Origin of the sequence: Avibacterium paragallinarum, assembly GCF_900450705.1 — a bacterium.
Lineage (GTDB): Bacteria > Pseudomonadota > Gammaproteobacteria > Enterobacterales > Pasteurellaceae > Avibacterium > Avibacterium paragallinarum.
Genome location: NZ_UGHK01000001.1, coordinates 427091 through 439226, shown reverse-complemented (window position 1 = coordinate 439226; position 12136 = coordinate 427091). Strand labels below are relative to the sequence as shown.

14 protein-coding genes and 1 pseudogene are annotated in these 12136 nt (G+C 35.8%); 2 read left to right on the top strand and 13 right to left on the bottom strand.

Annotated elements, in window-relative coordinates; all coding sequences use genetic code 11:
* Positions 1-3: 3 nt before the first annotated feature.
* Together DXZ23_RS15210 and DXZ23_RS02380 are read right to left on the bottom strand one after the other, a co-directional pair.
* Positions 4-195 (bottom strand): hypothetical protein, encoded by a 192-nt coding sequence (locus DXZ23_RS15210; protein ID WP_123797090.1) that lies wholly within the window; start codon positions 193-195, stop codon positions 4-6.
* Positions 196-272: 77 nt separating this feature from the next.
* Positions 273-890: a cation diffusion facilitator family transporter gene (locus tag DXZ23_RS02380; protein ID WP_017806713.1), complete on the bottom strand. Its 618-nt coding sequence runs from the start codon at positions 888-890 to the stop codon at positions 273-275.
* A 93-nt stretch (positions 891-983) separates the two neighbouring features.
* Between DXZ23_RS02380 and DXZ23_RS02375 the strand changes: the two genes are divergently transcribed.
* Both DXZ23_RS02375 and DXZ23_RS16205 read left to right on the top strand, forming a co-directional pair.
* Positions 984-1370, top strand: a complete 387-nt coding sequence (locus tag DXZ23_RS02375) for a MerR family transcriptional regulator (RefSeq protein ID WP_017806714.1) — start codon at positions 984-986, stop codon at positions 1368-1370.
* A complete protein-coding gene (locus DXZ23_RS16205) occupies positions 1334-1585 on the top strand; it encodes a hypothetical protein (RefSeq protein WP_202950319.1) in 252 nt (83 codons plus the stop codon). The genes DXZ23_RS02375 and DXZ23_RS16205 overlap by 37 nt, the downstream gene beginning before the upstream one ends.
* A 300-nt stretch (positions 1586-1885) precedes the next feature.
* Here the strand turns inward: DXZ23_RS16205 and DXZ23_RS02365 are convergent.
* The 11 genes and pseudogenes from DXZ23_RS02365 to atpA form a co-directional block, all read right to left on the bottom strand.
* Positions 1886-3220: pseudogene (locus DXZ23_RS02365) on the bottom strand (MFS transporter).
* A gap of 12 nt (positions 3221-3232) precedes the next feature.
* Complete coding sequence (locus tag DXZ23_RS02360) at positions 3233-4027, bottom strand: inositol monophosphatase family protein (RefSeq protein WP_017806718.1); 795 nt, start codon at positions 4025-4027, stop codon at positions 3233-3235.
* A gap of 378 nt (positions 4028-4405) precedes the next feature.
* Positions 4406-5209: a LicD family protein gene (locus DXZ23_RS02355; RefSeq protein WP_017806719.1), complete on the bottom strand. Its 804-nt coding sequence runs from the start codon at positions 5207-5209 to the stop codon at positions 4406-4408.
* A gap of 1 nt (position 5210) precedes the next feature.
* Positions 5211-5903, bottom strand: a complete 693-nt coding sequence (locus tag DXZ23_RS02350; protein WP_021723650.1) for an NTP transferase domain-containing protein — start codon at positions 5901-5903, stop codon at positions 5211-5213.
* Positions 5904-5907: 4 nt separating this feature from the next.
* A complete protein-coding gene (locus tag DXZ23_RS16100) occupies positions 5908-6345 on the bottom strand; it encodes an EamA family transporter (protein WP_021723649.1) in 438 nt (145 codons plus the stop codon).
* 35 nt (positions 6346-6380) lie between these two features.
* Positions 6381-6806: an EamA family transporter gene (locus tag DXZ23_RS02340; RefSeq protein WP_051052687.1), complete on the bottom strand. Its 426-nt coding sequence runs from the start codon at positions 6804-6806 to the stop codon at positions 6381-6383.
* On the bottom strand, positions 6807-7643 hold the full coding sequence (locus tag DXZ23_RS02335) for a phosphotransferase (RefSeq protein ID WP_440582430.1): 837 nt from the start codon (positions 7641-7643) through the stop codon (positions 6807-6809).
* A gap of 190 nt (positions 7644-7833) precedes the next feature.
* Positions 7834-8262 carry a F0F1 ATP synthase subunit epsilon gene (locus DXZ23_RS02330; RefSeq protein ID WP_017806722.1) on the bottom strand — a complete coding sequence of 143 codons (429 nt, stop codon included), beginning with the start codon at positions 8260-8262 and terminating at the stop codon, positions 7834-7836.
* Between the two features lie 39 nt (positions 8263-8301).
* On the bottom strand, positions 8302-9675 hold the full coding sequence (atpD, locus tag DXZ23_RS02325; protein WP_017806723.1) for a F0F1 ATP synthase subunit beta: 1374 nt from the start codon (positions 9673-9675) through the stop codon (positions 8302-8304).
* 16 nt (positions 9676-9691) lie between these two features.
* Entirely contained in the window at positions 9692-10561 is an 870-nt protein-coding gene (atpG, locus tag DXZ23_RS02320; RefSeq protein WP_017806724.1) for a F0F1 ATP synthase subunit gamma, read from the bottom strand.
* A gap of 22 nt (positions 10562-10583) precedes the next feature.
* The gene (atpA, locus tag DXZ23_RS02315) at positions 10584-12125 is read right to left on the bottom strand and encodes a F0F1 ATP synthase subunit alpha (RefSeq protein WP_017806725.1); all 1542 of its coding nucleotides are present in this window, start codon (positions 12123-12125) and stop codon (positions 10584-10586) included.
* Positions 12126-12136 lie beyond the last annotated feature (11 nt).

Below are 12136 nucleotides of genomic sequence, written 5' to 3'. Positions count from 1 at the left end.
TGCTCAAGCGTGGCGTAAAAAATAAGGCGAAAGGGCTAATGCCCCTGTGCCGAGTAAAAAATCACGACGTTTCATAAGATTCTCTCTATAAAAAATTCGGCGAACTATACAACGGCATAAAATGATAAGCGAGGAAAGTTTGAGGGCTGATGACAAAAGTGCGGTGATTTTTGACCGCACTTTTTTATTGAGCAATGAAAAGGCTGGCTAGGAACGATTTTCAGACCGCCTTTTCTGCCGCCATTTGCCTCAACACACGCCCATTAACGCCATTAAGCCACGGTGTGTAAATCTTGTATTGCCTGCCGTACAATGCGAATGCCACTACGCAAAATCAGTATGCTCAATATGACGCTGGCGGCTAAATCCACCCATTGCCAATTCCATAGCCACGCACTCAAGCCTGCGACAATCGCCACCAGCGAGCCAAATAAATCCGCTAAAACGTGTAAATACGCCGCACGGATATTGAGATTTTCCCGATCACTTTTGAGCATTAGCCACGCCACCAACAGGTTTACCAACAAGCCCAACACGGCAACCACCAACATCGAGCCAGCCAGCATTGGCACGGGGTTTTGCCAGCGTTCCAATGCCCCCCATAAAATCCCCAACGCAACCACAATCAACGAACCGCCATTTATCAATGCCAGCCATTTTTGTTTCAACGGTGATAAATACAAGGCAATTAATGCCACAAAAAGCGACAGGCTGTCATTGAGCATATGCCCTGCATCCGCCATCAATGCCAAGCTATGAAAATAACGCCCGCCAAGCCATTCTACCAAGGCATAGCTGGTAATCAGCACAAAACTCAATAGCAAAATACGTTTATTGTGTGAATGGTGAATATGCGGATGTGAATGATCGTGATGATGTGAATGGGTCATTTTTTCCTTCTTTTTGCTGAAATGGATTGTATCAATCTGGCGATGACTATAAAGTCTGTATCCACTACAGGGTCAAGCATCAAAAGAAAAATAATGAAAATAAATCAATTTAGCCAACGCAGCGGCGTGCATTTAGAAACCATTCGTCTTTACGAAAAAAAGGGCTTATTGCCCACGCCGAAACGCGACGCCAATGGTTATCGTCAATATGATGAAGACGACCTCAATGTGTTGCAATTCATCAAAATCTGCCGAACACTGGATTTTTCGTTAGAAGAAATCAAACAGCTCAACCATTTACGCCATCAGCCTGCCGAACATCATCATTTGGATCAGATTGTGCAAAAACAACTGGAAAAAATCGAAGAAAAAATCATCCAACTGATAGAAATGCGAGATTTCTTGCAAACCCTAACGCAACAAGGTGAGCATAGCGAATCCGAATGTCAAACCATCGCCCGTTTACGCCAATTGCCGTAATGGGCAAATATTCAGACGGCATTCATCTTTGTATGAATTTTTATGGGAAAAATGCGGTGAAAACACACCGCACTTTATATTGTGAAAAACCGCCTAACTTAATGGATATTCAAACTCGACAGCGATCGCATTACCAAATCCACATCTTTATTTTCCAACTCGTGAATAATGTGCAAATAGGTTTTTTGTGTGGTAGTGATGCTGGCGTGTCCTAGCCGTCTTGCTACACTGGCGATGGAAACGCCAGCAAAAAGCTGTTGAGCCTTGTAAGGACATCGTAAATTGTCTTTTAATATCGCTATCTTGATTAAGTAAATACACTAAAAAATTTGTATCAAGTGCTATCTTAGGATGTAAACGTACAAAATTATTTGAAATAATATACCCTTCCCGTATAGAGCTAACACTGGCAACTAAGTTAAAACAAAATAAAACTACATTACTTCCGCAGAAAAAAAGAACTGATTCCCATATAAATAGGATCAGCTCTTTATCTAAGATTCAAAAATGGTATTTTATTTTTTTGATTGGTAAACAACTAAAATTGAAAAAATAATCGCGGCGATAACAGATAATAGATCCGCTCCCACCCAGAAATAAGCCAGTGCATCAAAATCATAAATTTTATTACCTGCGGTATCAATCACGGTGGTTTTATCAATCATAAAGCCAGTTAAGAATTCCCCCGCTGCTGCACCGGCATAACCAAATACGCCCATCATTCCCAATGCAATGCCTGAAGCAGATTTATGAGAAATATCTGTGGCTAATAAGCCGCCCAAGAAACAAAGTTGAATACCTAAGGTGATACCGAATACAGAAAGTGCAATAATCGCAAACTAGGTATTCCCTGCTGGAGCAAATAAAAATGCGGCGAGAGAAAGGGCATTTAGTAGGCTTACTACAACCGTCATTACATTACGTTTTCCTTGTAAGAAACGATCTGACAACCAACCTGAAATAATTGTCCCTAAAATCCCGACAATACTGTTTACGCTAATGATAGAGGCCGCTTCCAGTGTGGTATAGCCTTTTCCATTTTCAAGGAAAAAGACACCCCAACTATTTACGCCATAACGTCCAATGTACATACAACAAGAAGCCACTGCAAGCACCCAAATAGCTGGTTTTTTAATCACATCCCATTGATGTTTTAAAACCTCTTTGTTATCAAGTTCCTCTGTTTGTTTATTCATTGTAATGATCGGCTTAAATCCACAAGCGGCAGGGGAATCTTTCATAAACATCATCGCAACAAGAACACCGAGTAATCCCATTATTCCCGCAAAGCTAAAACCAAATCGCCAGCCAAATGTGGTAATAATCGCTGCGGTAACAATAAAGGTTATCCCTTCGCCAACATTATGAGCAACAGACCAAAAGCCATAATAAGAGCCACGTTCTTTGTCATCATACCAACGCGAGAGTGCAACAACGCAAGGTCCAACGCCCATTGATTGCACCCAACCATTGAAACCCCAAATCAATGTAAGTGCAATGGCACTTGTCGTCATTCCCATTGCAAAATTACATAATGCGGAGAAAAATAACCCAATGGAAAGATAACGTACAATATTAGAATGATCGGCTACAGCACTATTTACAAATTTTCCCACTGCATAAGTGATAAAAATAGCAGATCCAATCACCCCAAGTTCTGTAGGCGTTAAAATATTGTTATTCACTAACGCAGGTTTTGCGACATTGAAGGATAAACGACACACATAATAAATGGCATAAGCAAAAGAAAATGCCCAGAAACTTTTCATTCTCGTGCTTTTAAACATTGCCTCTGTATAATTTTTAAGTGGTATGGCTGGGCTGGCTTTAAAGAAGTTTAAAATAGACATTATATTTTCCTCCTATAAGGTCAAGGTTCGAATAGCTTCCAGTTGCTCAAAAACGCCTGTGCTACTGGCAAGAATGTAATTTCCTTTTAACAACCCATCATTCGCTAAAAAATGATTGGTTTTACCGCCTGCTTCTTGCACAAGCAGAATCCCTGCTAAGCAATCCCACGCATTAATATGTGGTTCAAAATAACCAATCAATCGCCCAGCAGCCACATAAGCGAGTGTTAAAGCCCCTGAGCCATTACGCACATACATTCCCCCTGCTTTTAATACTTGTTCAATAACAGGGATAAATGTGCTAGGCGGTACGCGATGAGACATACCTAATCCCACTAATCCCTCTTTCAATGTCTGCACTTTTGCTGTTGATAAAGGGGTTTCATTAACAAAAGCCCCATTCCCTTTTGTGGCGTAGAATAGCTCTTTATGCAATGGATCGTAAATTAAGCCTATCACTATTTCTTGTTTATAAAGCACGGCGATAGAGACACACCACGCGTGCAAACCATATAAAAAAGGACTCGTGCCATCAATGGGATCAACCCCCCAGCAAAAGTCCTTTTCAATGCCATCAGCCCCTGATTCTTCCCCAAGAAAGCCATCATCAGGAAAATGGGCTTTTAATGCCATTTTTATTTCTTGTTCAACACGTTGATCCGCAATACTAACTAAATCTTGAGCTTCTCCTTTTTTATGCTGAATATTCAGTTTTTCACGATTTAAATAGAATGAAAGTGCTGTTTCACCGACTTTTTCAATTAACTTTTTTGCAAAGAGATAACGCTGTTTTATATGATGACTCATATGTTCCTCCTATTTTCATTTCTATCCCCCTTTCAATAAAATTAGAACATATATTTCGAAATATAAAAACTTAGAAATTTTAATTCTGTGAAGTATTTCACAAAAATAGTGATAAAAGATATTTTAGAAAAATAAAGAAAAACCACCCGAAGGTGGTTTTTTAAAGTGCGGTATAAAATTAGCGTTTATTTTTGACTAATTTTTCTGTCAGTTCGTAAGCAAATTCTAGGCTTGCAAAATCAAATCGTTACAATTTTATTCTGCTCTCTTACAACAATTATGCGGTGTATACGATATACCATAAAGGCAGAGATCCCCTCTCTATCAGCATTACTAAACAAAAAAATTCACCACATTACATCTATTGTTACTGTAATACTAGTCATTTAATAAATATGCTTCCAATGAATGGCTTGGCTTTTGCTGATCTAATGGAGGATATTTCATATAGTCACCATAATACATCATTAAATGTTCATGATAACCATTCATTATTGGAAACTTATATCCCTCAAAATCAGCTAAAATAGTAGAACTAAAGTACTCTTTTTTCATATATGACTTTTTCCAATTCCCATAATCTGACAAAAATAATCCTATCAGCTCACTTTTTTCTATAGGATTATTTGATCGTACCCTAGCTAAATTGGTCATCATTTTATCAAATAGCCATATAGAAAGATTAGAAAATATATAATTTAATATTTTATTTTTACCATTATGGTACCATCTTTTTCTACAAGAAGAAAATCTCAATTTTATTCTTCTATGCTTTTTCATTTCCTTATAAAGAATTTTCGGATTAGATGGAACGCCATCAAAAATAAAAATATCAATAAATAAATTTGACTTTCTTCCTTTTATGTCAGTTAGTAAGGTTTTATTATCGAAAATCTTTGTCATTTCTCCAGGCATAAATCCATCTATACTTTCAGCTGCAGACAATTTATATCTTGAATGACTTTCTTTACTCCATAAAGAAATAAATTTATCATACTCATCCTTAAGCATATAAACATCAACGTCATCATCCCAAGGAATAAAACCTTTATGTCTGACAGCGCCTATCAATGTCCCCCCACCTAAAGAATAGTTAATATTATTTCTTTTACAAAAACTATCAAAATAAATCAATATATCTAATGATATTTTCTGGATATCATCTAAACTTAGTTTTTTCATATCATACTCTCAATATATTATTTAATAAAAAATTAAAATCCTCTAATTTATCTATCTCATATCCATCATAAATAGAAATTTCTTTAACACTAACATTCAGTTTATCCAACAGTTTCATAGGTATATTATCCCAATATAACCTTGGATCAATAAAAATATTTTCATTAATATATTCCTTTAATGTAGATAAAATAACTTTCGCATCACTTTCTTTCCAAAAAGAAATACCTAATAAGCTAGGTATATGTTTATTAGAAACAATAATATCTTTAACAACTGCTTTATCTAATATAGGATTCCACTCAAGATCATCTGATTTATTTCTCAGGATAGTAAAATAAGTACTATTAGTTAGACTTTCTAAAAATATATTTCTAAATAACACCACATCAGCATCAATAACATAACTATTAGAAAAATACTCACTTGCTAAATAAAATGAATAAACATTATTGTATTCTTTATATTTATTATTGTGAATCAGATGACAACCATATTTTTCTTTAAGATAATAAAATTGTTCTTTTAAATACCCAACTACAATATAAATATCCTTAATCTCCGCCTCTTGTAAATACTTTATAGTTCTTTCTATATTAGGAACCCCATTGATCTCAAATAGAGATTTATGTTTAAGTTTTGTCATTTCTTTAAACCGACTACCTAAACCAGCAGCCAAAATTATTGCATTCATACAACTATTCTTTTTTAACATATAATGTTAGTCCTGTTCCGAATAAAATCCCTATACAACAAAATATTAACTTTCTACTGATTTCTATATCAAACAGAAAATAAGAAAATAATACTGTCCATATAGAATATGTAATATTAATGGACATTGCTTTTATTGTTCCCAGAAGATAAATAGCCTTATAATAAAGTAAATAAGATAAAAATGTAGATAATACAATAATAAAAAAGCAACCTATTTTTTGATAATCAATAAAATTAATAATATTAGTAATATCAACTTTCAAAATAAAAAATAATAAGATTATATATCCTAAGCAAGAAAAGCATAACCTAGAAAAATAGGTAATATATTCTGAAGTAAATTTCATTGCATAAGAAGATAAAACAACTTCTAGAGCCCATCCAAGAATACAAAAAAATATAAAAACTAATCCAATCAAGTTAAATTGATTAATACCTTTACTAATAAATAATATTACTGAAGAAAAAATAGTAATAAAAAACCCGATAAACCCAATAAATTGGATTTTTTCTTTAAGAAAAAATAAGCTATTATACCGGCGAATAAAGGAAATGTTGATGACAGTGGAACTGCATAATTAACACCAAGTAGATCAATAGCCATTAAATAGCTAAACATTCCTATAGTTCCACCAAAAACCCCAGCAAGCCCACCAAAGAATATACCTTTTCTATAATTCTTTAATGATAAAAAATTTTTAGTCTTTAGGATAAATTTTATTAAAAAAATTAAAGATATAAAATCAGAAAAAAACAAAAAGAAAAGAATAATATATATGGCTTTATTTTCAGTATTATTAGAAAGAATTTCATAAGATATCCCTGAAATTGCCCAAAACATAGCTGAGATAACGCCATAAAAATAACCTAAATTTATCATTTATATATTCAGTCCACTTTTTGTTCTAACTGCTCTATCTAACCTATCTTTAGCATAATCGCCAAAATCCTCATTATTTTCTTCTTTTATAACCGTCCATAAAAACCATAATAAATCTTGAAGAAAAGAATAAACTTTGATATCTAGAAAAATATGCTCTTTATTTTCTAAAAATATCTTTTTACCAAAATATTTTTCTAAACAAAATTCTTTTTGATAGATATCAAAATTACCTTCAGTAAACAGAGATGAAAGATCAAATGTTGGGTTATTCATTCCTGAATACTCCCAGTCAATAATAAATAGATCATTTTTTCTTAAAATAAAATTTTCGGGAACTAAATCATTATGGCAAGGAACGCATTTTCGAGAAAAGAATTGGTAGTATTCTTTAATATAAAATAAAAAATCAATAATCTTAAAAATATCAGTTTTATATTTTAATAGATAATTCTTATTTTTTAATAATGATAGATAATAATCAAATTCTGAAAATACATTAAAATCATTATTAAATCTAATTTGAGAGTTGTGTAGATTATGAATAGTACGAATCACCATAGATAATATGACTTGATCTTTAAAACTATCTTTACTTAATGTCATACCATCATCAATATACTTAGTTAATTTTACGCCTGTTATTTTATTAAAATAAATTGTTTCAACATTAATATTAATATTAATATTAATATTAATATCAGAAGCTAATTTAGCATTACACTGTTCATATTTTCTATTAATTAGAAGCGAATTAATTTGATTAGGTAAACGTAAAACGTATTTTTGATTATCTTCGGTATATAATAGGTAATTACTATTTGTCATTCCGCCTATTAAGCGAATATCACATATTTTAGAATTTAAATGACTAAATATTTCTATAGGTATGATTGATTGATTGATTGATTGATTGATTGATTACTCATCATATAACTTCATATAGAAAATCAAGATTTTATAAAAAAAAATCTGCTAGATAAAAAATAAAAGCTCATTAATAAAGCGGATTAATGAGCTTAACATATTATCGCTTAGTCTTCACTAATTTTTCTGTCAGTTCATAAGCACGAAGTTTGGCTAATTCTTTGGAAAGTTTCGCGGCGAGCATTTCATAATTTGCGTCTTTTGCGTTAGAAACAATGTTCTGTTCTGCACGACGTTTGGCTTCTAAAATGCGATCTCCGTCTAACTCTTTTCCTCGAATTGCCACATCAGCAAGCACGGTAACGACATTCGGTTGAACTTCTAAAAAGCCACCCGAAACGTAGATAACTTCTTCGCTCCCATTTTCTAAGGTGAGTTTGACGATACCCGGTTTGATTGCCGTTAATAATGGAGTATGCCCCGGTAAGATACCAAGTTCCCCTTCAATACCTGTGGCTTGAATGCTTTTTACTTGACCCGTAAAAATGCTTTCTTCTGCACTTACAACCGTTAAATTTAATGTTGCCATTGTGTTTCTCCTTCAAGTGTTTAATCAGTCTTGAAGTGACTACATTTTTTTGGCTTTTTCTAGCACTTCATCAATAGAACCAACCATATAGAACGCTTGTTCTGGGATATGGTCATATTCACCGTCTAAAATACCTTTGAAACCACGAATTGTATCTTTTAATGAGACATATTTACCCGGTGAGCCTGTGAACACTTCTGCAACGAAGAAAGGTTGTGATAAGAAACGTTCGATTTTACGCGCACGCGCTACCACAAGTTTATCTTCTTCAGAAAGCTCATCCATACCAAGAATGGCGATGATGTCTTTCAATTCTTTATAGCGTTGTAAGATACCTTGTACGCCACGTGCTACATCATAATGCTCTTGACCAACCACTAATGGGTCTAATTGACGTGAGGTAGAATCCAATGGATCAACCGCTGGATAGATACCCAATGACGCAATTTGACGGCTTAATACTACCGTTGAATCTAAGTGTGCAAAGGTGGTTGCTGGCGATGGGTCAGTTAAGTCATCGGCTGGTACATAAACCGCTTGTACGGAGGTGATAGAACCTGTTTTGGTGGAGGTGATACGCTCTTGTAATGCCCCCATTTCTTCTGCAAGGGTTGGTTGGTAACCTACCGCAGATGGCATACGACCTAATAATGCAGATACTTCTGTCCCTGCTAGGGTGTAACGATAAATATTATCTACGAAGAATAATATATCACGCCCTTCATCACGGAATTTTTCAGCCATTGTTAAGCCTGTTAATGCAACACGCAGACGGTTACCTGGTGGCTCATTCATTTGTCCGTAAACAAGGGATACTTTGTCTAATACGTTAGATTCTGTCATTTCGTGGTAGAAGTCGTTACCTTCACGGGTACGTTCACCAACACCAGCAAATACAGAGTAACCTGAGTGTTCGATCGCAATATTACGGATTAATTCCATCATATTTACGGTTTTACCTACACCCGCACCACCGAATAAACCAACTTTACCCCCTTTTGCAAATGGGCAGATTAAGTCGATAACTTTAATCCCTGTTTCAAGCAATTCTGTGCTGTTTGCTTGATCTTCATAGCTTGGTGCTGGTCGGTGAATTGACCAAGTTTCTTCTGCACCAATTGGGCCTTGTTCGTCAATTGGTTCACCCAGTACGTTCATAATACGTCCTAGGGTTTTTGTTCCCACTGGAACGGAAATTGGTTTGCCAGTGTTAGACACGGATAAACCACGTTTCAAACCATCTGATGAACCCATTGCGATACAACGTACGATTCCACCGCCTAATTGTTGTTGAACTTCAAGCACTAAGCCTGTTTCAACGTTTAAGGCATCATATACTTTTGGTACTGCATCTTGTGGAAATTCAACGTCAATAACCGCACCGATGATTTGTACAATTTTTCCAGTTGCCATTATCGATCCTCTTTACTTAAATTGCCGCTGCACCAGCAACAATTTCATTTAATTCATTTGTAATACTTGTTTGGCGAGCTTTGTTGTAAACTAATTGCAAGTCTTTAATTAAGTTTCCTGCATTATCAGTTGCCGCTTTCATCGCCACCATTCGTGCCGCTTGCTCAGAAGCCAAATTTTCAACTACCGCTTGATACACTTGAGATTCTAAGTAACGAACCAATAAGCTATCTAACAACACTTTTGGCTCAGGTTCATAGAGATAATCCCAAGATTGCGTACTTTCACCTAAATCATCATTGTCTAATTCAGGTAATGGAACGAGTTTTTCCAGCGTAGGTTTTTGCGACATTGTGTTGATAAACTTATTGTAAGCAATGTAGATCGCATCTAATTTGCCTTCTCGATAAGCATCAAACATTTGATTTGCCGTACCGATTAATTCTTCAACAGAAGGCGTATCACCCATTCCTGAATTTTGTGTTTCGATGTTCAAGCCAAGGGATTGGAAAAAACTAATGCCTTTCGCACCAATTAAACCCAGTGAAACTTCCACTTGTTTTTCTTTCCAACCTTTGATTTCTTGAAGTGCGGTCTTAAATAAGTTGATATTTAAACCGCCACATAATCCACGATCTGTTGAAACAAGTAGGATACCTACTTTTTTCACTTCTCGTTCCACTAAAAACGGATGTTTGTAACCAATACTGGCTTTTGACACGTGGCTAATCACTCGACGTATGGCTTGAGCATACGGGCGTGAAGATGACATTCGATCCTGCGTTTTACGCATTTTCGATGCTGCAACCATTTCCATTGCCTTAGTAATTTTTTGCGTACTTTGAACACTGGAAATTTTGGTTCTTATCTCTTTTGCACCTGCCATTGATGTTCTCCGTTAATGTGAATTACCAAGCACTGTTTGCTTTGAAATTGTCTAAAATCGATTGTAATGTTACTTTGATTTCATCATTGTAATCGCCAGTTTTGGTTAATCCGTCCATAAAATCAGCATAGTTATGTGCTGCATATTCTAAAAGGGCAGATTCAAAAGAAGCGATACGATCTAATTCAACATCTTCTAAATAACCAAATTCAACGGCAAATAATACTAATGCTTGCTGTGCAACACTTAATGGAGAATATTGTTTTTGTTTCAATAATTCTGTTACTTTCTGACCGTGAGAAAGTTGTTTGCGTGTTGCATCATCAAGATCTGAAGCAAATTGTGCGAATGCTGCTAATTCACGATATTGCGCAAGTGCGGTACGAATACCACCCGCTAATTTTTTGATGACTTTAGTTTGTGCTGCACCACCCACACGAGATACCGAAATACCTGGGTTTACCGCAGGACGAATACCTGAGTTAAATAGGTTAGATTCTAAGAAAATCTGACCATCGGTAATGGAAATTACGTTGGTTGGTACGAAAGCCGATACGTCACCTGCTTGGGTTTCAATAATTGGTAACGCAGTTAAAGAACCTGTTTTACCTGTTACTTTACCTTGTGTGAAACGTTCAACATATTCTGCATTAACACGAGAAGCACGCTCAAGTAAACGAGAGTGTAAATAGAATACATCACCAGGGAAAGCTTCACGACCTGGTGGACGGCGTAATAATAATGAAATTTGACGATAAGCAACTGCTTGTTTAGATAAATCATCATAAACTATAAGCGCATCTTCACCGCGATCACGGAAATATTCACCCATTGTACAGCCTGCATAAGGCGCTAAATATTGTAACGCAGCAGATTCTGATGCAGATGCCACAACCACGATGGTATTTTGTAATGCACCGTGTTCTTCTAATTTACGCACTACGTTAGCAATGGTTGATGCTTTTTGACCGATCGCTACATAGATACATTTAATGCCAGAATCTTTTTGGTTAATGATGGCATCGATAGCTAATGCGGTTTTACCTGTTTGACGGTCACCGATAATTAACTCACGCTGACCACGACCGATTGGCACCATTGAGTCCACGGCTTTATAACCAGTTTGAACAGGCTGATCAACAGATTTACGATCGATAACCCCTGGAGCGATAACTTCAACGGGCGCATAACCATCGTTTTCAATTTCGCCTTTACCATCAACTGGCTGACCAAGCGTATTCACCACACGGCCTAATAAACCACGGCCTACTGGCACTTCAAGAATACGTCCTGTACATTGAACTTCCATACCTTCAGAAAGATCAGTATAAGGCCCCATTACAACTGCACCTACCGAATCACGCTCTAGGTTAAGTGCCATTGCATAACGATTGTCGGGTAATGCAATCATTTCCCCTTGCATTACATCGCTTAAACCGTGGATACGAATAACCCCATCGCTCACAGAAACAATGGTTCCTGTGTTGCGTGGTTCGCTCACCACGTTAAATTCGGCAATGCGTTTTTTAATTAATTCACTAATTTCAGTCGAATTTAGTTGCATCTTTTATTCCT

Excerpts from the sequence above, each read along its gene's own strand:
- DXZ23_RS02380 (WP_017806713.1), bottom strand. The coding sequence starts at position 890 with ATGACCCATTCACATCATCACGATCATTCACATCCGCATATTCACCAT.
- DXZ23_RS02375 (WP_017806714.1), top strand. The coding sequence starts at position 984 with ATGAAAATAAATCAATTTAGCCAACGCAGCGGCGTGCATTTAGAAACC.
- DXZ23_RS16205 (WP_202950319.1), top strand. The coding sequence starts at position 1,334 with ATGTCAAACCATCGCCCGTTTACGCCAATTGCCGTAATGGGCAAATAT.
- DXZ23_RS02360 (WP_017806718.1), bottom strand. The coding sequence starts at position 4,027 with ATGAGTCATCATATAAAACAGCGTTATCTCTTTGCAAAAAAGTTAATT.
- DXZ23_RS02355 (WP_017806719.1), bottom strand. The coding sequence starts at position 5,209 with ATGAAAAAACTAAGTTTAGATGATATCCAGAAAATATCATTAGATATA.
- DXZ23_RS02350 (WP_021723650.1), bottom strand. The coding sequence starts at position 5,903 with ATGAATGCAATAATTTTGGCTGCTGGTTTAGGTAGTCGGTTTAAAGAA.
- DXZ23_RS02340 (WP_051052687.1), bottom strand. The coding sequence starts at position 6,806 with ATGATAAATTTAGGTTATTTTTATGGCGTTATCTCAGCTATGTTTTGG.
- DXZ23_RS02330 (WP_017806722.1), bottom strand. The coding sequence starts at position 8,262 with ATGGCAACATTAAATTTAACGGTTGTAAGTGCAGAAGAAAGCATTTTT.
- atpD (WP_017806723.1), bottom strand. The coding sequence starts at position 9,675 with ATGGCAACTGGAAAAATTGTACAAATCATCGGTGCGGTTATTGACGTT.
- atpG (WP_017806724.1), bottom strand. The coding sequence starts at position 10,561 with ATGGCAGGTGCAAAAGAGATAAGAACCAAAATTTCCAGTGTTCAAAGT.
- atpA (WP_017806725.1), bottom strand. The coding sequence starts at position 12,125 with ATGCAACTAAATTCGACTGAAATTAGTGAATTAATTAAAAAACGCATT.